Source organism: Pararhizobium sp. LjRoot238 (assembly GCF_964252955.1).
Classification (GTDB): Bacteria; Pseudomonadota; Alphaproteobacteria; order Rhizobiales; family Rhizobiaceae; genus Pararhizobium.
Map to the genome: position 1 here is coordinate 3,826,661 of NZ_CAXUPP020000001.1, position 19,760 is coordinate 3,846,420.

The window sequence follows — 19,760 nt, forward strand, 5'->3', positions numbered from 1 at the left end:
ATCCGTGAGGCTCTCATATGGGAGCAAAACCGCCCGGTGTGAAGCACCCCGGGCGGTTCATCAGCAACAATTTATTCAGCAGCGCCCGAAAGCAGCTTGATCGAGCCGCCGGCTTTTTCGATCTTTTCGATCGCAGGCTTGGAAGCGCCGGCAACTTCGAGCGAAAGCTTCGCCTTCAGTTCGCCGTCGGCCAGAACGCGGATGCCGTCCTTGGCGCGGCGGATGACGCCGGCAGCCTGGAGGGCAGCAGCATCGACGGTCTTCGAAGCGTCGAGCTTCTTGGCGTCGATGGCGGTCTGGATACGGCCGAGCGAGACAACAACAAAGTCCGAACGGAAGATGTTGTTGAAGCCACGCTTCGGCAGACGGCGGTAGATTGGCATCTGGCCGCCTTCGAAGCCGTTGATGGCAACGCCCGAACGAGCCTTCTGACCCTTGACACCGCGGCCGGCAGTCTTGCCAGAGCCGGAGCCGATGCCGCGGCCGAGACGCTTGCGGTTCTTGGTCGAACCTTCGTTGTCCTTGATTTCATTCAGTTTCATGATGGTATCCCCCTCACTTCTCGTCGACGACGCGAACGAGGTGCTGGACGGCCCGGATCATGCCACGAACGGAAGGCGTATCTTCCAGCGTGCTGACCCGGTGCATCTTGTTGAGACCGAGACCGATCAGCGTCGCGCGCTGTACGGCAGGCCGGCGAATGGGGCTACCGGTCTGCTCGACCGTAACCGTCTTCTTTGCAACTTCTTTCTTGGCCATTGTTCAGACTCCCTTATTCTTCGGAAGCGACGCCGGCGGACGCACGACGGGCCTGGAGCGTGGCGTATTTCAGGCCGCGCTGTGCCGCGACGTCCTTCGGATGCGCCTGGTTCTTCAGGGCATCGAACGTAGCGCGAATCATGTTGTACGGGTTCGACGAACCGGTCGACTTCGCAACGACGTCGTGCATGCCGAGCGTTTCGAAGACTGCGCGCATCGGACCACCGGCAATGATACCGGTCCCGGGCTTAGCCGAACGCAAGAGAACCTTGCCGGCGCCGTGACGGCCATGGACGTCATGATGAAGCGTGCGGCCCGAGCGCAGCGGAACGAAGATCAGTTCGCGCTTGGCAGCTTCGGTTGCCTTGCGGATGGCTTCCGGCACTTCGCGTGCCTTGCCATGACCGAAGCCAACGCGGCCCTTCTGGTCGCCGACGACGACGAGAGCAGCAAAGCCGAAACGACGGCCGCCCTTTACCACCTTGGCGACGCGGTTGATCGCTACGAGCTTGTCGACGAATTCGCTGTCGCGCTCCTCGCGGTTCTGGCGATCTTCGCGAGAACCTCTTCTTTCTTGTGCCATTGTCCTTTTCCTTTTTCTTTTCCGGGTGCAATCGGCAGATTGACAAAAGTCGCTTCGGTTTCATTGAACCGAAGCGACCGGGTATTATCCGTGCAACTTACTTTAGTCCAGGCGTTAACGCCTGGAAAATTGCATCAGAAGTTCAGGCCACCCTCGCGGGCTGCCTCGGCGAGCGCCTTGACGCGGCCGTGATAGATGAAGGCGCCACGGTCAAAGACGACGTCCTTGACACCAGCCTTCGAGGCGCGCTCCGCCAGGAGCTTGCCGACGGCAGCTGCTGCTGCCGTGTCAGCGCCCGTCTTCAAAGACGAACGCAGATCGGTGTCGAGCGTGGAGGCAGACGCAACGGTCTTGCCTGCAACGTCATCGATAACCTGTGCGTAGATGTTCTTCGACGAGCGATGAACCGACAGGCGCAGGCGGCCATTGGCGACTGCCTTGATTTGACGGCGCACGCGGCTGGCGCGGCGCACAAGTGTATCTTTCCTTGTAGCCATTTCGCGTGATCCTTACTTCTTCTTGCCTTCTTTGCGGACAATCCGCTCGCCGGCATACTTGACGCCCTTGCCCTTGTAGGGCTCGGGGCCGCGGTATTCGCGGATTTCCGCGGCAACCTGGCCGACCTGCTGCTTGTTGATGCCGGTGACGACGATTTCCGTCGGCTTCGGCACAGCAATCGAAATGCCTTCCGGGGTCTGGTAGACCACGTCATGGCTGAAGCCGAGCGCCAGCTGCAGGTTCTTGCCCTGCATGGACGCACGATAGCCGACGCCGTTGATTTCGAGCTTGCGCTCGTAACCGTCCTTGACGCCCTTGAAGATGTTTTCGATCATCGTGCGGGACATGCCCCACTTCGAGCGAGCATCCTTGGACTGGTCAACCGGGGTCACCGAGACCGCGTTGTTGTCTTCCAGCTTTACGACGACTTCGTCGTTAGCAATGAAGAAGAGTTCGCCTTTCGGGCCCTTTGCAGTCACCGTCTGGCCACTAACCGTGGCCGTGACACCTGCAGGAACCGGAACGGGCTTTTTACCGATACGAGACATATTTCAAACCTGTCTGTCCGTTATGGAGATCACTGCTGCCGTATTAGAATACGGAGCAGAGAACCTCGCCACCAACGTTCTGTTCGCGTGCCTGATGATCGGCCATCACACCCTTCGGGGTCGAAAGGATGGTGATGCCGAGACCGTTCGCGACCTGCGGAATGGACTTGACCGAGACATAAACCCGGCGGCCCGGCTTCGATACGCGGCCGATCTCACGGATCACCGACGCACCTTCGTAGTATTTCAGTTCGATGTTGATCTCGGACTTGCCGTTACCAAATTCGACTTCTGAGTATCCGCGGATGTAACCTTCAGCCTGAAGGACATCCAGAACGCGTGCGCGCAGCTTGGAAGCCGGAGTGGAAACACTCGACTTGCGGCGTGCAGCACCGTTACGGATACGGGTGAGCATATCGCCCAGCGGATCTGTCATTGCCATGTGCCCGTCTCCTTACCAGCTCGACTTGACAATGCCCGGCACCTTGCCGAAATTGCCCAGTTCACGAAGCGCAATACGCGACATCTTGAGTTTGCGATAATATGCGCGCGGACGACCGGTGACTTCGCAACGGTTGCGAACGCGGGTCTTGGATCCGTCACGCGGGAGGCTCGCCAACTTCAAGGTCGCCTTGAAGCGATCTTCGATCGGAAGAGACTGGTTCATGATGATTGCCTTCAGGGCTGCCCGCTTGGAGGCATCCTGGGCAACCGACTTACGGCGGCGATTGTTCTTTTCAATTGCGCTCGTCTTCGCCATTCAACTTAATCCTTCTGCTTGTCGTTACGGCTTACTGGCGGAACGGGAAGTTGAACTCTGTGAGCAGAGCGCGTGCTTCGTCGTCGTTCGTTGCCGTCGTGCAAACGATGATGTCCATGCCCCACATCTGATCAACCTTGTCGTAGTTGATCTCAGGGAACACAATGTGTTCCTTGACACCCATGGCGAAGTTGCCACGGCCATCGAAGGACTTCGGATTCAGGCCGCGGAAGTCGCGAACACGCGGAAGAGCGATGTTCACCAGGCGGTCCAGGAATTCGTACATGCGAGCGCCGCGAAGGGTAACCTTGGCGCCGATCGGCATGCCTTCGCGCAGCTTGAAGCCGGCGATGGAGTTGCGGGCCTTTGTGATGACCGGCTTCTGGCCGGCGATCGCTGCGAGGTCGGCAGCAGCAACGGTCGGCTTCTTGGAGTCGCCCGTCGATTCACCAACACCCATGTTGATGACGATCTTGTCGAGGCGCGGGATCTGCATGACGTTCGCGTAGGAGAACTTCTCCTGCATCGCCTTGCTGATGCGCTCGTTATATTCCGTCTTCAGACGGGGCTCGTACTTCTTGGTGTCAGCCATCGATCACTTCTCCCGAACGCTTGGCCACACGGACCTTCTTGCCTTCGACAACCTTGAAGCCGACGCGGGTCGGCTTGCCATCCTTGTCGGCAACAGCAATGTTGGACAGGTGGATCGAAGCTTCCTTGTTGATGATGCCGGCTTCCTGGCTCTGGGTCTGGCGCTGGTGACGCTTCACCATGTTGACGCCACGCACAACAGCCCGGTCTTCCTTCGGCAGCACCTGGAGAACTTCTCCGGAGCGGCCCTTGTCCTTGCCGGCCAATACGACGACCTTGTCGCCCTTGCGAATCTTTTGCATCTCAATCGCTCCTTACAGCACTTCTGGAGCCAGCGAGATGATCTTCATGTGGTTCTTGGCGCGAAGTTCGCGCGGAACCGGTCCGAAGATACGGGTGCCGATCGGCTCTTTCTTGTTGTCGATAAGAACAGCTGCGTTGTTATCGAACCGGATGACGCTGCCGTCCGGACGACGGATGTCCTTGGCGGTGCGAACGACAACCGCCTTCATCACATCACCCTTCTTGACGCGGCCGCGCGGGATCGCTTCCTTGATCGAAACGACGATAATGTCGCCGACCGAAGCGTACTTGCGCTTGGAGCCGCCCAGCACCTTGATGCACATGACACGACGTGCGCCGGAATTATCCGCCACGTCGAGGTTTGTTTGCATCTGAATCATGTCAGGTCGCCTTCTTGTTGTTACCGGACCGGTTGGGCTCTCGCCCCCTTTTCCGGCTTATGAAAACTTTGTTCCACAGCGCCGCGCGCCTTACGGACGCGCAGTGACGCTACAGCACTTTGAATAGCTGCACGTTTCGTCTTCAAATCGATTCCGAACGGGAATCGTGCAGTCGCGCGGGATAGGTCGTTGCCAGGGTGGTTTCCCAAGCGGGACCTTCCGTGCGCTCAAAGCAAAAGAACGCTCGACACCGGAGCGTTCTGACGCTGCTTCATACAGATTTTTGCGCCTGGCGCAAGGGCCAAGCGCAAATCAATCGCTATTAGGCCTGAACGGAAACGACCGTCCAGGTCTTGTCCTTGGAGATCGGCGCACATTCCTCGATGGAAACGACGTCGCCGACCTTATACTGGTTGTTCTCGTCGTGCGCCTTGTACTTCTTCGACCGGCGAACGGTCTTCTGGAAGATCGGGTGCGCAAAGCGGCGCTCGACACGGACCACTACGGTCTTGTCGTTCTTGTCGCTGACGACGGTGCCCTGCAGAATGCGTTTTGGCATATTCTTCGGTCCTTAAGCCTTGGCTTCTGCCGCCTTCTGGCGGGCAATGGTTTTGACGCGCGCAATGTCCTTGCGGACTTCATTGATGCGCGACGACTTTTCGAGCTGGCCTGTCGCCTTCTGGAAGCGCAGGTTGAACTGCTCTTTCTTCAGCTTGGCAAGCTCTTCGTTGAGCTGATCTGCGCTCAGGGCGCGAACGGTCTCGGCTTTCATGGGCTTTACTCCTTACTCTGCAATGCGCTGAACGAAGCGCGTCTTGACAGAGAGTTTCGCAGCACCAAGGCGAAGCGCCTCACGGGCGAGTTCTTCGCTGACGCCGTCGATTTCGAACATCATTCGGCCGGGCTTGACCTTGCAAGCCCAGTATTCAACCGAACCCTTACCTTTACCCATACGGACTTCGGTCGGCTTGGCCGTGACGGGAACGTCTGGGAATACGCGGATCCACACACGGCCGGCACGCTTCATGTGACGGGTGATCGCGCGGCGGGCCGCTTCGATTTCGCGTGCGTTGACGCGGTTCGGTTCCTGAGACTTCAGGCCGAATTCACCGAAAGCAAGGTCGGAACCGCCCTTGGCAACGCCCTTGATGCGTCCCTTGAACTGCTTGCGGTACTTAGTACGCTTTGGCTGCAACATTTTTTTACTTCTCCGATATTAGCTGCCAGGAACGACTGTTACGCGTTTTCGCGACGACGGCTGCTGCTGCTCGGGCCCTGGGCATCACTCTCGGACGCGCGGCGCTCGGAAGCCATCGGATCGTGCTCAAGGATTTCGCCCTTGAAGATCCAGACCTTGATGCCGCAGATACCGAAAGCGGTTTTGGCCTCAGCCACACCGTAGTCGATGTCGGCGCGAAGCGTGTGCAACGGCACGCGGCCTTCGCGATACCATTCGGTACGAGCGATTTCAGCACCACCGAGGCGGCCACCGCAGGTGATCTTGATGCCTTCGGCGCCAAGACGCATGGCCGACTGAACAGCGCGCTTCATCGCACGGCGGAAAGCCACGCGGCGTTCCAGCTGCTGGGCGATCGACTGGGCAACGAGGGTCGAGTCAACTTCCGGCTTGCGCACTTCAACGATGTTGAGATGCGTTTCCGACTTCGTCATCTCGGCAATCTTCTTGCGGAGCTTTTCGATGTCCGCACCCTTCTTGCCGATGATCAGGCCCGGGCGAGCCGAGTGGATCGTAACGCGGCACTTCTTGTGCGGACGCTCGATGACCACCTTGGCGATGCCGGCCTGCTTCAGTTCTTCCATGATATACGCACGGATCTTCAGGTCTTCGTGAAGAAGCTGACCGTATTCGGCGTTGTCTGCGAACCAGCGGCTATCCCAGGTACGGTTAATGCCGAGGCGGAAGCCGACTGGATTGATCTTCTGACCCATTATGCGGCCTCCCCTTTGGCTTCGACTTCGCGAACAACGATCGTCAGATGCGCGAAAGGCTTTTCGATACGCGATGCGCGGCCACGGCCACGAGCGTGGAAACGCTTCATGACGATGGACTTGCCAACGTAAGCTTCGGCGACGATCAAACTATCGACGTCGAGATCATGGTTGTTCTCTGCGTTTGCAATTGCGGACTCAAGGGTCTTCTTGACCGTGTCCGAGATGCGCTTGCGTGAGAATTCCAGTTCGGCCAGAGCCCGGTCGACCTTCTTGCCGCGAATCATCGCGGCAACCAGGTTGAGCTTCTGGGGGCTGACACGGATCGTGCGCGCAATTGCCTGCGCCTCATTATCCTTCAGCCGGCGTTCGGCTTTTGCCTTGCCCATAATTACTTCCTCTTTGCCTTCTTGTCCGCACCGTGACCGTAATAGGTCCGGGTCGGAGAGAATTCACCGAACTTGTGACCGACCATGTCTTCCGACACGGAAACCGGCACATGCTTGCTGCCATTGTAGACGCCGAAGGTCAGACCGACGAATTGCGGCAGGATGGTGGAGCGACGGCTCCACATCTTGATCACTTCGTTACGACCGCCTTCACGAACCTTCTCAGCCTTCTTGAGAAGATAGCCGTCAACAAACGGACCTTTCCATACTGAACGAGCCATTGGAGACTTCCTCTCTTACTTCTTACGCTGATGACGCGAGCGCATGATGAACTTGTCGGTGGACTTGTTCGAACGCGTGCGCTTGCCCTTGGTGGGCTTGCCCCACGGGGAGACCGGATGACGGCCACCCGACGTGCGGCCTTCACCACCGCCGTGCGGATGGTCAACAGGGTTCATGACGACGCCGCGAACATGCGGACGCTTGCCGCGCCACACCGAACGGCCGGCCTTGCCGTCGTTGATGTTGCCGTGATCGGGGTTGGATACAGCACCAACCGTTGCAAGGCAGGAACCGTGCACCAGGCGCTGTTCGCCGGAGTTGAGGCGAAGGATCGCCATACCCTGGTCGCGACCGACGAGCTGGACATAGGCGCCAGCCGAACGGGCGATCTGACCGCCCTTGCCCGGCTTCATCTCGACGTTGTGAACGATCGAACCAACCGGCATGTACTGAAGCGGCATGGTGTTGCCCGGCTTCACGTCAACCTGCTTTTCCGACGCGATCACCTTGTCGCCGGCAGCAAGACGCTGCGGAGCAAGGATGTAGGCCTGCTCGCCATCGGCGTAGTTGACCAGCGCGATGAACGCGGTGCGGTTCGGGTCGTATTCGATACGCTCGACCGTACCTTCGACGTCGAACTTGCGACGCTTGAAGTCGATCAGACGGTAGGTCCGCTTGTGACCGCCGCCCTGGTAGCGCACCGTGATGCGACCGGTGTTGTTGCGACCGCCCTTGGAGGACAGGCCTTCGGTCAGCGCCTTGACGGGCTTGCCCTTCCAGAGGCCGGACCGGTCGACGATGACCAGCTGACGCTGGCTCGGGGTCGTCGGATTGAAACTTTTCAATGCCATTGTTCTATTCCTCAGAGTCCGGTGGAGACGTCGATGGTCTGACCGTCAGCAAGTGTGACGATCGCCTTCTTGACATCCTTCTGCCGGCCAGCGAAGCCGCGGAAGCGCTTCAGCTTGCCCTTGCGGACCAGCGTGTTCACAGCCGTAACCTTGACGCCGAACAGTGCTTCGATCGCAGCCTTGATTTCCGGCTTCGAGGCACCCTTGGCGACGTTGAAGATGATCTGGTTCTGTTCAGAAACCAGCGTCGACTTTTCGGTGATCGAAGGAGAAACGATCACATCATAGTGGCGAAGGTCAGTCATTTGAACCGCTCCTCAAGAGCTTCAACTGCAGCCTTGGACAGGACGAGCTTGCCGCGGCGCAGAATATCGTAAACATTGATGCCCTGGACCGGCAGAACGTCCACGTTCGGGATGTTCTGGGCTGCGAGCTTGAAGTTGCTGTCGAGTTCGACGCCACCGATGAACAGTGCATTGGTCAGGCCGAGCGTTGCGAAAGCGCCGGTCAGCGTCTTCGTCTTGGCCTCAGTGGCAACCAGGTTGTCGACGATGATCAGCTCTTCAGCGCGAAGCTTGGCCGACAGCGCATGGCGCAGGCCGAGAGCGCGAACCTTCTTCGGCAGGTCATGGGCGTGGCTGCGAACAACCGGGCCATGAGCCTTACCACCGCCGCGGAACTGCGGAGCGCGAGCCGAATGGTGACGAGCGCGGCCCGTACCCTTCTGCTTGAACATCTTGGCGCCGGTACGCGAAACTTCTGCGCGACCCTTGGCCTTGTGCGTGCCCTGCTGCTTCTTGGCGAGCTGCCAGCGAACGACGCGGGCAATGATATCTTCGCGAGGCTCGAGACCGAAAATCGCGTCGGACAGGGAAACCTGGCCCGCTTCTTTTCCCTCGAGTGTGGTGACTTTGAGATCCATGATCTGGCCCCCTTACTTGGCTGCGCGCACGGCGGCGGGACGCGGAGCGTCAGCCGGGGTGCCGGACTTGATGGCGTCGCGAACGACGATCCATGCGCCCTTGGAGCCGGGTACGGCGCCCTTGACGAGGATCAGACCGCGGTCTTCATCGGTGGAGACCACTTCCAGGTTCTGGGTGGTGATGCGCGTCTGGCCCATGTGACCAGCCATACGCTTGCCCTTCCAGACGCGGCCCGGATCCTGGTTGGAACCCGTCGAACCATGCGAGCGGTGTGATACGGACACGCCGTGCGTTGCACGCAGACCGCCGAAGTTGTGGCGCTTCATCGCACCGGCAAAACCCTTACCGGCAGACGTACCGGTGACATCGACGAGTTGGCCCGCGACGAAGTGGTTTGCGGTCAGCTCGGCGCCGACGTCGATCAGATTGTCGGACGTGACGCGAAATTCGACGAGCTTAGCCTTCGGCTCAACGCTTGCGGCAGCAAACTGGCCGCGCAACGGCTTGTTCGTGTTCTTGACCTTGGACTGGCCGGCACCCAGCTGAACTGCGGTGTAGCCATTCTTGTCTTCTGTGCGATGGGCAACTACCTGGCAGTTTTCCATCCGCAATACTGTTACCGGGATATGCTCCCCGGCGTCGTTATAGACGCGGGTCATTCCCACTTTCTGTGCAATCACACCTGAACGCATTGGTTCATTCCTCTTGAGAGTTAGTGATGGAGAAAACTCCCTCACATCTCTGGTTTAAGGTCTCCCTTGAGATCATCCGATCTTAGGGTCGCCCGTTTTTGGAAGCCGTTGGATCGAAATCCACGTACCTTCCTTGTTATTAAAGCTTAATTTCCACGTCCACGCCGGCAGCCAGATCGAGCTTCATCAGCGCGTCAACGGTCTGCGGAGTGGGATCGACGATGTCGAGAAGGCGCTTGTGGGTGCGCATCTCGAACTGTTCACGGCTCTTCTTGTCGACGTGGGGCGACCGGTTGACCGTGAATTTTTCAATCCGGGTCGGAAGCGGTACCGGGCCGCGTACGCTTGCACCGGTACGCTTGGCCGTCGACACGATTTCGCGCGTGGAGGCATCGAGGATCCGGTGATCAAACGCCTTCAGGCGGATGCGGATATTCTGGCCATTCATTCGACTTGTCCTTGTTCGTGATTCTGTGCCCGCCAATACGGCAAAACACAAAGAACTTCAATTATTCAGCAGACCGTTTTGTCAAAAATCGCAGGGACATGGAAAACCATGTCCCTGCCACCAACGGCCTATTGGCCGTCTTAATTACTCGACGATGGAGGCGACGATGCCGGCGCCGACGGTGCGACCGCCTTCACGAATTGCGAAGCGCAGCTTTTCTTCCATCGCGATCGGCACGATCAGCTCGACGGCAACGGTGACGTTGTCGCCCGGCATGACCATTTCCGTGCCTTCCGGCAGCGACACGATGCCGGTCACGTCGGTCGTGCGGAAGTAGAACTGCGGACGGTAGTTGGTGAAGAACGGCGTATGACGGCCGCCTTCTTCCTTCGTCAGGATGTAGGCTTCAGCCATGAACTTCTTGTGCGGCTTGACCGAACCCGGCTTGCACAGGATCTGGCCACGCTCGACGCCGTCACGGGTGACGCCACGGATCAGCGCACCGATGTTGTCGCCGGCCTGGCCCTGGTCGAGCAGCTTGCGGAACATTTCAACACCGGTCACCGTCGTCTTGGTGGTCGGACGGATGCCGACGATCTCGACTTCTTCACCAACCTTGACGATGCCGCGCTCGACGCGGCCGGTGACGACCGTACCACGGCCCGAGATCGAGAACACGTCTTCGATCGGCAGCAGGAACGGCAGGTTGATCGGACGCTCCGGCGTCGGGATGTAGGCGTCAACGGCGGCCATCAGTTCGCGGATCGAATCTTCGCCGATCTTCTTGTCGGAATCTTCAAGAGCGGCCAATGCCGAACCCTTGATGATCGGGATGTCGTCGCCCGGGAAGTCGTAGGACGACAGCAGTTCGCGCACTTCCAGTTCGACGAGCTCGAGCAGTTCGGCGTCGTCGACCTGGTCGACCTTGTTCAAAAACACGACGATCGCCGGAACGCCGACCTGACGGGCAAGCAGGATGTGCTCGCGGGTCTGCGGCATCGGGCCGTCGGCAGCCGAGCAAACCAGGATCGCGCCGTCCATCTGGGCAGCACCGGTGATCATGTTCTTGACGTAGTCGGCGTGGCCGGGGCAGTCGACGTGGGCATAGTGACGGGCAGCCGTCTCATATTCGACGTGCGCCGTCGAAATGGTGATGCCGCGCGCCTTTTCTTCCGGGGCGGCGTCGATCTGGTCATACGCCTTGTACTCGCCGAAATACTTCGTGATCGCTGCCGTCAGCGACGTCTTGCCATGGTCAACGTGGCCGATCGTGCCAATGTTAACGTGCGGCTTGTTGCGCTCAAATTTGCTCTTTGCCATTTCCGGCTCTCCGTTTTCTGACCCCAATCAGGGGGTAATTCTCTTGTTTCTGTCAGATGGCGCCCGGTCACTTCTGACCGGAGTATTTCGCCTGGATTTCCTGCGCCACATTCGACGGAACCGGCGAATAGTGATCGAACGTCATCGTGTACTGTGCACGGCCCTGCGACATCGAGCGCAGGTTGTCCACGTATTTGAACATGTTGGCCAGCGGCACGTTTGCGTTGATGACAACGGCGATACCACGAGATTCCTGACCCTGGATCTGACCACGACGCGAGTTCAGATCGCCGATCACGTCACCGACGTAATCTTCCGGCGTCACAACTTCCACCCGCATCATCGGCTCGAGAAGCTGGGCACCAGCCTTCTTTGCCGCTTCACGGAAGCAGGCGCGGGAAGCGATTTCGAAGGCGAGAACCGAGGAGTCGACATCGTGGAACGCACCGTCGATGAGCGTCGCCTTGACGCCCAGCATCGGGAAGCCGGCGAGCGGCCCCGAAGACAGAACGCTCTCGATGCCCTTCTGCACGCCCGGGATGTATTCCTTCGGGATCGAGCCGCCGACGATCTTCGATTCGAACTTGAAATCGTCGCCTTCCGGGTTCGGTTCGAAGATGATCTTGACGCGCGCGAACTGACCGGTACCACCCGACTGCTTCTTATGCGTGTAGTCTTCTTCGTGCTTGCGCGTGATGCTTTCACGGTAGGCAACCTGCGGCGCACCGACGGTTGCTTCGACCTTGAACTCGCGGCGCATGCGATCGACAAGGATGTCGAGGTGAAGCTCACCCATGCCGGCGATAATCGTCTGTCCGGATTCTTCATCCGTCTTGACGCGGAACGAAGGGTCTTCAGCAGCCAGGCGGTTGAGCGCGAGGCCCATCTTTTCCTGGTCGCCCTTGGTCTTCGGCTCGATCGCGATCTGGATGACCGGCTCGGGGAATTCCATGCGCTCGAGGATAACCTGCTTCAGCGGATCGCAGAGCGTGTCGCCGGTTGTGGTTTCCTTGAGGCCTGCGAGAGCAACGATGTCGCCTGCGAAGGCTTCTTCGATGTCTTCACGCGAGTTGGAATGCATCTGCAGCATACGGCCAACGCGCTCGCGCTTTTCCTTGACCGTGTTCATGACCGACGTGCCCTTTTCGAGCTTGCCGGAGTAGATGCGGGCGAAGGTGAGCGAACCGACGAAGGGGTCGTTCATGATCTTGAAGGCGAGCATCGAAAGCGGCTCTTCATCCGACGGATGACGCTCGATTTCGGCTTCGGTCTTCACGTCGATACCCTTGATCGACGGAATGTCGAGCGGCGACGGCAGGTATTCGACGACGGCATCGAGAAGCGGCTGTACGCCCTTGTTCTTGAAAGCGGTACCGCAGAACATCGGGTGGAACTTCACGTCGATGGTGCCGCGACGAACGAGTGCACGGATCTGCTCATTGTCGGGCATAACGCCTTCCAGATAAGCTTCCATGGCGGCTTCGTCGATGTCGACAACGGTTTCGATGAGGAGTTCGCGATACTGCGCGGCCTTTTCCTTCATGTCGTCCGGGATCTCAACAACGTCCCATTGAGCGCCGAGCGACTCGTCGCGCCAGATGAGGGCGTTCATCTCGATCAGATCGATCACGCCCTTGAATTCGGTTTCAGCGCCGATCGGCAGCTGCATGACGACCGGGATCGCACCGAGACGGGACTTGATCATGTCGACCGAGCGATAGAAATCAGCGCCGGTCTTGTCCATCTTGTTGCAGAAGATCATCCGCGGGACGTTGTACTTCTCAGCCTGACGCCAGACGGTTTCCGTCTGCGGCTCAACACCGGCGTTGGCGTCGAGCAGAGCGATGGCACCGTCGAGAACGCGCAGCGAACGCTCGACTTCGATGGTGAAGTCGACGTGGCCGGGGGTGTCGATGATGTTGAAGCGGCGCATCTTGCCGTCACGGCCCTTCCAGAAGGTCGTGGTGGCAGCGGACGTGATGGTGATGCCGCGCTCCTGCTCCTGCTCCATCCAGTCCATGGTGGCAGCGCCGTCATGCACTTCGCCGATCTTGTGCGACTTGCCCGTGTAGTACAGGATGCGCTCGGTCGTCGTGGTCTTGCCGGCGTCGATGTGCGCCATGATACCGAAGTTGCGGTAGTCTTCGATTTTGTATTCGCGAGCCATACTGACTGCCTTTCGAAATTGTTCGTCGATTACCAGCGATAATGCGAGAATGCGCGGTTGGCGTCAGCCATCTTGTGGGTGTCTTCGCGCTTCTTGACCGCGCTGCCGCGGTTGTTCGCAGCATCCATGAGTTCGCCGCAGAGGCGATCGACCATGGTGGTTTCGTTGCGCTTGCGGGCAGCAGCGATCAGCCAGCGAATGGCAAGAGCCTGACGGCGCTCGGGACGAACATCGACCGGAACCTGGTAGGTTGCACCACCGACGCGACGCGAACGAACTTCGACGTGCGGCGCGATGTTGTCGAGGGCCGAATGGAACACGGTGACCGGCTCCTGCTTCAGCTTGCCCTGCACCAGATCGAAAGCACCGTAAACGATGTTTTCAGCAACCGACTTCTTACCATGAAGCATGATGGCGTTCATGAACTTGGTGACGACCAGATCGCCGAACTTCGGGTCCGGATTGATCTCGCGCTTTTCTGCACTATGACGACGGGACATACGTTTGTCTCTCTACTGTTAACGGGCGCCTTAACACGCGGAGAACCTCGCGCAGCGCCGAATATTTGAAACCCGAATTACTTCGGACGCTTCGCACCATACTTGGAGCGGCGCTGCTTGCGGTTCTTGACACCCTGGGTATCGAGAACACCGCGGATGATGTGGTAGCGAACGCCCGGCAAGTCCTTGACGCGGCCGCCGCGGATCATGACCACGGAGTGTTCCTGAAGGTTGTGACCTTCACCCGGAATGTAGCCGATGACTTCGAAGCCGTTGGTCAGGCGAATCTTGGCGACCTTACGCAGAGCCGAGTTCGGCTTCTTCGGGGTCGTCGTGTAGACGCGGGTGCAAACGCCGCGCTTCTGCGGGTTTTCCTGCAGAGCAGGAACCTTGTTGCGCTTTACCTGTGCCTGACGCGGCTTGCGGATCAGCTGGTTTACGGTAGGCATATAACCATCCCTTACAAAATCTGTCTCATTACCCTTGCGGGCGGATCGATGCCGTCGCCGGCGGTTTCGAACGCTTGATAAATGCGCAAAACGAGGACCGATCCGCCTTTCGGCAGATGGCCCGCAAAAAAGCAGAGGACGCCGTATTTTCGCGTCTTGCATGCAGCATTTTGGTCTTCAGCGTGCGTTTCGAACCTTGTTTGAGGCGAACTCCAGAACGAGACGTTCCGAACCAGCCAGCCTCACATGGGCTCCGATGGGGCGGGGTGTACTGATTTCGGGGTGTCCCGTCAAGGGGAATTAACAAATATTCTTCCCCGCGCGCAGCTGACATGCCTGTAAAACAAGGCTTTTGCGACCGAACCTGCCCTGGCCAAACATCCGGCAGGGCTGAAGCGCCAATTCACTGTGCTCAACTTAAAGAATCATAAAGCAGTTTCACAATCCAGCCGTCAGGACAGAATCGGCCGTCTTGCCCGCGCCGATTCGTCTTCGAGGATTGCTTTTTAGTGCGCACCGCGCGGCAATACGCTGTAAGGTCGGTACGCACATCTTTCGAACAAGGACATCGCCATGACTGCCATCCCTGACAACGACAACAACCTCGATGGCCCGATGATCTTCATCATCATCGGCAAGGCCTATGAGCGGGATGGCGACGACGAGGGCATCGATATCCACGTCATGCTGCGCGCGCCGGATGACGATACCGCAGTGCGCGAAGCGCTAAACGCGCTTGCTGAAGAAGGTTTTCTCGAGGCCGACCTCGACCAGATCGGCACCCTCAGCGACATTCCCGAGGATGAACCGCACGCCTCTGCCTATCAGGGGGCGCTCACCGGCGAAGTGGCGATCATCAAGTTCGGCTGATCCGCGACGCCTACCTACAGAATCTGATAATCTGAAACGAAAAAGCCGCCCGGATCGCTCCGGGCGGCTTTTTGATTTGGGTCGGAAAGGGCGGCAGAACCGCCCTCGCCTTCAGCCTTATTCGGCCGCGGCGTCTTCCTTGGCAGCCATGTCGGCGAGCATCGGCGTTGCGGCCTCTGCTCCCGTTCCCTTGCGGCGCTCTTCGAGGATCATCTCGTCGCGAGCCGTCGCAATACGGCGGATCTGGGTCATGGTGCCACCGGTACCAGCCGGGATCAGACGACCGACGATGACGTTTTCCTTCAGACCCTGCAGTCCGTCGGTCTTGCCGGCAATCGCGGCTTCCGTCAGCACCTTCGTCGTTTCCTGGAAGGAAGCGGCCGAGATGAAGGACGGCGTCTGCAGCGATGCCTTGGTGATGCCGAGCAGGACCGGATCGCCGTAGGCCGGCTTCTTGCCCTGTTCGATCAGCTGATCGTTGACATCTTCCAGCTCGATGCGGTCGACGCTGTCGCCAACGATATAGGTCGAGTCACCGGCGTCGGTGACTTCCACCTTCTGCAGCATCTGGCGAACGATCACCTCGATGTGCTTGTCGTTGATCACAACGCCCTGCAGACGGTAGACTTCCTGGATTTCGTTGACCAGGTAGGAAGCGAGTGCTTCCACGCCCTTGATCGCCAGGATGTCGTGCGGTGCCGGGTTACCGTCGAGGATGTAGTCACCCTTTTCGATATAGTCGCCATCCTGAAGATGGAAGGGCTTGCCCTTCGGGATCAGGTATTCGACCGGCTCCACACCGTCTTCCGCAGGCTCGATCAGCACGCGCCGCTTGTTCTTGTAGTCGCGGCCGAAGCGGATCGTGCCATCGATTTCGGCGATGATCGCGTGATCCTTCGGACGGCGCGCTTCGAAGAGTTCGGCAACGCGCGGCAGACCGCCGGTGATGTCCTTCGTCTTGGCGCTTTCCAGCGGCGAACGTGCGAGCACGTCACCCTGGCTGACCTTCGTGCCCGGCTCGACCGACAGGATGGCGTCGACCGAGAGCATGAAGCGGGCTTCGCCGCCGCGGGCAAGCTTGGCAACAGCGCCATTCTTGTCCTTGATGACGATCGCCGGCTTCAGGTCGATACCGCGCGGCGTCGAACGCCAGTCGATAACCTGGCGCTTGGTGATGCCGGTCGCTTCGTCGGTTGCTTCCAGAACGGAGATACCGTCGACGATATCTTCGAAATGAACCGTACCTTCGACTTCCGTCATCATCGGACGCGTGTAAGGGTCCCACTCTGCGAGACGCTGGCCGCGCTTCACCTTGTCGGCATCATCGACATAGATCTTCGAACCGTAGGCAACGCGCTGCGAGGAGCGTTCGACACCGCGTTCGTCAAGGATCTGGATCGCCATGTTGCGGCCCATCGCGACCAGAACGTTTTCCGAGTTGCGCAGCATGTTGCGGTTCTTGATCTGAACCGTGCCCTCATACGACGCTTCGAGGAACGACTGGTCGACCACGGTCGCCGTACCACCAAGGTGGAACGTGCGCATGGTCAGCTGGGTGCCCGGCTCGCCGATCGACTGCGCGGCGATGACGCCGACAGCTTCACCCATGTTGACAGGCGTACCACGCGCCAGATCGCGGCCGTAGCAGACGCCGCAGACGCCGGTCTGGATTTCGCAGGTCAGCGCCGAGCGGATGCGGATCGACTGGATGCCGGCCTTCTCGATTTCGACGACATCGGCTTCGAGGATCATCTTGCCGGCATCGACGATACGCTCACCGGTGACCGGATGATCGATGTTGTCGAGGGCGGTACGACCGAGAACGCGGGCGCCGAGCGAAGCCACGACCTGACCGGCGTCAACGATGGCGGTCATGGTGAGGCCGGATTCGGTACCGCAATCCACCGAGTTGACGATGCAATCCTGCGCGACGTCGACGAGACGGCGGGTCAGGTAACCGGAGTTCGCGGTCTTCAAGGCGGTGTCTGCAAGACCCTTACGGGCGCCGTGGGTCGAGTTGAAGTACTCGTTAACGGTGAGGCCTTCCTTGAAGTTCGAGATGATCGGCGTCTCGATGATTTCGCCCGAAGGCTTGGCCATCAGGCCGCGCATGCCGCCCAGCTGACGCATCTGGTTCGGAGAACCGCGGGCGCCGGAGTGGGACATCATGTAGATCGAGTTCATCGGCTTCTGGCGGCCGTTGTCGTCGAATTCCACCGCCTTGATGCGTGCCATCATCTCGTCGGCGACCTTTTCGGTCGCCTTGCCCCAGGCGTCGACAACCTTGTTGTACTTTTCGCCCTGGGTGATCAGACCGTCATTGTACTGCTGCTCGTATTCCTTCACCAGGCTTTCGGTGTCGCCGACGATCTTGGCCTTGGTATCCGGAATGACCATGTCGTCCTTGCCGAACGAAATGCCGGCGCGGCAGGCATGGGCGAAGCCGAGCTGCATGATGCGATCGCAGAAGATGACCGTGTCCTTCTGGCCGCAGTGACGGTAGACCGTGTCGATCATCTTGGAGATGTTCTTCTTGGTCAGTTCCTGGTTGCAGACGTCGAACGGCACGTTGACGTTCTTCGGCAGAAGTTCGCCGATAAGCATACGGCCCGGCGTCGTTTCGAAAATCTTCGAAACAGGCTTGCCTTCAGCATCCACGGTCTTAAAGCGGCCGCGGATCTTGGAGTGCAGCGTCACGGCCTTCGTCTCGAGAGCATGATGCAGTTCGCCGAGATCGGAGAAGGCCATGCCTTCGCCCGGCTCGTTCTGGTTCATGATCGACAGATAGTAGAGACCGAGAACCATGTCCTGCGACGGAACGATAATCGGTGCGCCGTTTGCCGGATGCAGGATGTTGTTGGTCGACATCATCAACACGCGGGCTTCAAGCTGGGCTTCAAGCGACAGCGGCACGTGAACGGCCATCTGGTCGCCGTCGAAGTCGGCGTTGAAGGCCGTGCAGACGAGCGGGTGCAGCTGGATCGCCTTGCCTTCGACCAGGATCGGTTCGAAGGCCTGGATGCCCAGGCGGTGCAGCGTCGGTGCGCGGTTCAGGAGAACCGGATGCTCGCGGATGACCTCGTCGAGGATATCCCAGACTTCCGGCTTTTCCTTTTCAACGAGCTTCTTCGCCTGCTTGACGGTCGAGGAGTAACCCTTGGCGTCGAGGCGGGCGTAGATGAACGGCTTGAACAGTTCGAGCGCCATCTTCTTCGGCAGGCCGCACTGGTGCAGCTTCAGTTCCGGGCCGGTCACGATAACCGAGCGGCCGGAATAGTCGACGCGCTTGCCGAGCAGGTTCTGGCGGAAGCGGCCCTGCTTGCCCTTGAGCATATCGGACAGCGACTTCAGCGGGCGCTTGTTGGCGCCGGTGATGACGCGGCCGCGGCGGCCGTTGTCGAACAGCGCATCGACGGATTCCTGCAGCATGCGCTTTTCGTTGCGGATGATGATGCCCGGCGCACGAAGCTCGATCAGCCGCTTCAGACGGTTGTTACGGTTGATGACGCGGCGATAGAGATCGTTGAGGTCGGACGTCGCGAAACGGCCGCCATCGAGCGGTACGAGCGGACGCAGGTCCGGCGGGATGACCGGAACGACCTTCATGATCATCCATTCCGGACGGTTGCCGGATTCCATGAAGTTCTCGACGATCTTCAGGCGCTTCATCAGCTTCTTCTGCTTCAGCTCGGACGTGGTTTCAGCCATCTCCGCACGCAGGTCGCCGGCGATCTTCTCGAGATTCATCGAAGCGAGCATCTCGTAGATGGCTTCAGCACCGATCATCGCCGTGAACTGATCTTCGCCGAACTCGTCGACGGCGATCATATATTCTTCTTCCGAGAGGAGCTGATTTTCCTTCAGCGAAGTCAGGCCCGGCTCGGTGACGATGTAGTTTTCGAAATAGAGGACGCGCTCGATATCCTTCAGCGTCATGTCGAGCAGCGTAGCGATACGGCTCGGCAGCGACTTCAGGAACCAGATGTGGGCAACGGGAGCTGCGAGCTCGATATGGCCCATGCGCTCACGGCGAACGCGCGACAGCGTGACTTCGACGCCGCACTTTTCGCAGATGATGCCCTTGTACTTCATGCGCTTGTACTTGCCGCACAGGCACTCATAGTCCTTGATCGGTCCAAAGATGCGCGCGCAGAACAGACCGTCGCGTTCCGGTTTGAACGTGCGGTAGTTGATCGTCTCCGGCTTCTTGATCTCACCGTAAGACCAGGAGAGAATCTTCTCCGGCGAGGCAATCGAGATCCGGATGGAATCGAAAGTCTGTGCAGGCACCTGCGGATTGAAAAGATTCATGACCTCTTGGTTCATGCCTATCTCCTTCGTGGGCGTATCGCCCTCTTCTTGGCTGGACGGTTCCGGCAAATCCCGGGCGCCGGACCGCAGCCTGAAAATGGATAAAACCGCATTTCATGCGGCCGCATTTCCTGCCCTGTCCGCTTGAACACGGGACCGGGCGGAAACGGTGTGTGCCGCTTAAGC

At 59.1% G+C, this 19,760-nt stretch carries 27 protein-coding genes; 1 reads left to right on the plus strand and 26 read right to left on the minus strand.

Features of this window, described 5'->3' with window-relative positions; genetic code table 11:
- Positions 1–71: 71 nt before the first annotated feature.
- The 25 genes from rplO to rpsL all read right to left on the minus strand — a co-directional run bounded on the left by rplO (position 72) and on the right by rpsL (position 14,393).
- Positions 72–542 (minus strand): 50S ribosomal protein L15, encoded by a 471-nt coding sequence (rplO, locus tag ACSQ3F_RS18720; RefSeq protein WP_349433998.1) that lies wholly within the window; start codon positions 540–542, stop codon positions 72–74.
- 13 nt (positions 543–555) lie between these two features.
- The gene (rpmD, locus tag ACSQ3F_RS18725) at positions 556–759 is read right to left on the minus strand and encodes a 50S ribosomal protein L30 (RefSeq protein ID WP_112850761.1); all 204 of its coding nucleotides are present in this window, start codon (positions 757–759) and stop codon (positions 556–558) included.
- A 13-nt stretch (positions 760–772) separates the two neighbouring features.
- A complete protein-coding gene (rpsE, locus tag ACSQ3F_RS18730) occupies positions 773–1,342 on the minus strand; it encodes a 30S ribosomal protein S5 (protein ID WP_436101606.1) in 570 nt (189 codons plus the stop codon).
- Between the two features lie 134 nt (positions 1,343–1,476).
- Positions 1,477–1,839, minus strand: a complete 363-nt coding sequence (gene rplR / locus ACSQ3F_RS18735) for a 50S ribosomal protein L18 (RefSeq protein WP_349433996.1) — start codon at positions 1,837–1,839, stop codon at positions 1,477–1,479.
- Positions 1,840–1,851: 12 nt separating this feature from the next.
- Complete coding sequence (gene rplF / locus ACSQ3F_RS18740; RefSeq protein ID WP_436101607.1) at positions 1,852–2,388, minus strand: 50S ribosomal protein L6; 537 nt, start codon at positions 2,386–2,388, stop codon at positions 1,852–1,854.
- A 43-nt stretch (positions 2,389–2,431) separates the two neighbouring features.
- On the minus strand, positions 2,432–2,830 hold the full coding sequence (gene rpsH, locus ACSQ3F_RS18745) for a 30S ribosomal protein S8 (protein WP_018328272.1): 399 nt from the start codon (positions 2,828–2,830) through the stop codon (positions 2,432–2,434).
- Positions 2,831–2,842: 12 nt separating this feature from the next.
- Positions 2,843–3,148, minus strand: coding sequence for a 30S ribosomal protein S14 (gene rpsN / locus ACSQ3F_RS18750; protein WP_018328273.1), 306 nt, complete (start codon positions 3,146–3,148; stop codon positions 2,843–2,845).
- Between the two features lie 31 nt (positions 3,149–3,179).
- On the minus strand, positions 3,180–3,740 hold the full coding sequence (rplE, locus tag ACSQ3F_RS18755) for a 50S ribosomal protein L5 (protein ID WP_436101608.1): 561 nt from the start codon (positions 3,738–3,740) through the stop codon (positions 3,180–3,182).
- Positions 3,733–4,041, minus strand: coding sequence for a 50S ribosomal protein L24 (gene rplX / locus ACSQ3F_RS18760; protein ID WP_037133570.1), 309 nt, complete (start codon positions 4,039–4,041; stop codon positions 3,733–3,735). The genes rplE and rplX overlap by 8 nt, the downstream gene beginning before the upstream one ends.
- A gap of 12 nt (positions 4,042–4,053) precedes the next feature.
- Complete coding sequence (gene rplN, locus ACSQ3F_RS18765; protein WP_018328276.1) at positions 4,054–4,422, minus strand: 50S ribosomal protein L14; 369 nt, start codon at positions 4,420–4,422, stop codon at positions 4,054–4,056.
- A gap of 322 nt (positions 4,423–4,744) precedes the next feature.
- Entirely contained in the window at positions 4,745–4,981 is a 237-nt protein-coding gene (gene rpsQ / locus ACSQ3F_RS18770) for a 30S ribosomal protein S17 (protein WP_018328277.1), read from the minus strand.
- A 12-nt stretch (positions 4,982–4,993) separates the two neighbouring features.
- Entirely contained in the window at positions 4,994–5,194 is a 201-nt protein-coding gene (gene rpmC, locus ACSQ3F_RS18775; RefSeq protein ID WP_018328278.1) for a 50S ribosomal protein L29, read from the minus strand.
- Positions 5,195–5,206: 12 nt separating this feature from the next.
- Positions 5,207–5,620 carry a 50S ribosomal protein L16 gene (gene rplP, locus ACSQ3F_RS18780; RefSeq protein ID WP_018239489.1) on the minus strand — a complete coding sequence of 138 codons (414 nt, stop codon included), beginning with the start codon at positions 5,618–5,620 and terminating at the stop codon, positions 5,207–5,209.
- Positions 5,621–5,658: 38 nt separating this feature from the next.
- Positions 5,659–6,372 carry a 30S ribosomal protein S3 gene (rpsC, locus tag ACSQ3F_RS18785; RefSeq protein WP_436101609.1) on the minus strand — a complete coding sequence of 238 codons (714 nt, stop codon included), beginning with the start codon at positions 6,370–6,372 and terminating at the stop codon, positions 5,659–5,661.
- Complete coding sequence (gene rplV, locus ACSQ3F_RS18790; RefSeq protein WP_018328280.1) at positions 6,372–6,761, minus strand: 50S ribosomal protein L22; 390 nt, start codon at positions 6,759–6,761, stop codon at positions 6,372–6,374. The genes rpsC and rplV overlap by 1 nt, the downstream gene beginning before the upstream one ends.
- A gap of 2 nt (positions 6,762–6,763) precedes the next feature.
- The gene (rpsS, locus tag ACSQ3F_RS18795; protein ID WP_018328281.1) at positions 6,764–7,042 is read right to left on the minus strand and encodes a 30S ribosomal protein S19; all 279 of its coding nucleotides are present in this window, start codon (positions 7,040–7,042) and stop codon (positions 6,764–6,766) included.
- 15 nt (positions 7,043–7,057) lie between these two features.
- Positions 7,058–7,894, minus strand: a complete 837-nt coding sequence (gene rplB, locus ACSQ3F_RS18800) for a 50S ribosomal protein L2 (protein WP_436101610.1) — start codon at positions 7,892–7,894, stop codon at positions 7,058–7,060.
- A gap of 11 nt (positions 7,895–7,905) precedes the next feature.
- Positions 7,906–8,199: a 50S ribosomal protein L23 gene (locus ACSQ3F_RS18805; RefSeq protein WP_037169458.1), complete on the minus strand. Its 294-nt coding sequence runs from the start codon at positions 8,197–8,199 to the stop codon at positions 7,906–7,908.
- Complete coding sequence (gene rplD, locus ACSQ3F_RS18810; RefSeq protein ID WP_436101611.1) at positions 8,196–8,816, minus strand: 50S ribosomal protein L4; 621 nt, start codon at positions 8,814–8,816, stop codon at positions 8,196–8,198. Before rplD ends, ACSQ3F_RS18805 begins: the two co-directional genes overlap by 4 nt.
- 12 nt (positions 8,817–8,828) lie before the next feature.
- The gene (gene rplC, locus ACSQ3F_RS18815; RefSeq protein WP_436101612.1) at positions 8,829–9,509 is read right to left on the minus strand and encodes a 50S ribosomal protein L3; all 681 of its coding nucleotides are present in this window, start codon (positions 9,507–9,509) and stop codon (positions 8,829–8,831) included.
- A gap of 139 nt (positions 9,510–9,648) precedes the next feature.
- Positions 9,649–9,957, minus strand: a complete 309-nt coding sequence (gene rpsJ, locus ACSQ3F_RS18820) for a 30S ribosomal protein S10 (RefSeq protein ID WP_003507767.1) — start codon at positions 9,955–9,957, stop codon at positions 9,649–9,651.
- Positions 9,958–10,101: 144 nt separating this feature from the next.
- On the minus strand, positions 10,102–11,277 hold the full coding sequence (gene tuf / locus ACSQ3F_RS18825) for an elongation factor Tu (protein WP_436101613.1): 1,176 nt from the start codon (positions 11,275–11,277) through the stop codon (positions 10,102–10,104).
- Between the two features lie 67 nt (positions 11,278–11,344).
- On the minus strand, positions 11,345–13,444 hold the full coding sequence (fusA, locus tag ACSQ3F_RS18830; protein ID WP_436101614.1) for an elongation factor G: 2,100 nt from the start codon (positions 13,442–13,444) through the stop codon (positions 11,345–11,347).
- A 29-nt stretch (positions 13,445–13,473) separates the two neighbouring features.
- Entirely contained in the window at positions 13,474–13,944 is a 471-nt protein-coding gene (rpsG, locus tag ACSQ3F_RS18835; protein WP_307229251.1) for a 30S ribosomal protein S7, read from the minus strand.
- Between the two features lie 77 nt (positions 13,945–14,021).
- Complete coding sequence (rpsL, locus tag ACSQ3F_RS18840) at positions 14,022–14,393, minus strand: 30S ribosomal protein S12 (RefSeq protein ID WP_003507760.1); 372 nt, start codon at positions 14,391–14,393, stop codon at positions 14,022–14,024.
- Positions 14,394–14,966: 573 nt separating this feature from the next.
- Between rpsL and ACSQ3F_RS18845 the strand changes: the two genes are divergently transcribed.
- Positions 14,967–15,263, plus strand: a complete 297-nt coding sequence (locus ACSQ3F_RS18845; protein WP_436101615.1) for a transcriptional regulator — start codon at positions 14,967–14,969, stop codon at positions 15,261–15,263.
- Positions 15,264–15,380: 117 nt separating this feature from the next.
- Here ACSQ3F_RS18845 and rpoC read toward each other — a convergent pair whose 3' ends face one another.
- Positions 15,381–19,589 carry a DNA-directed RNA polymerase subunit beta' gene (gene rpoC, locus ACSQ3F_RS18850; RefSeq protein WP_436101616.1) on the minus strand — a complete coding sequence of 1,403 codons (4,209 nt, stop codon included), beginning with the start codon at positions 19,587–19,589 and terminating at the stop codon, positions 15,381–15,383.
- Between the last annotated feature and the right edge of the window lie 171 nt (positions 19,590–19,760).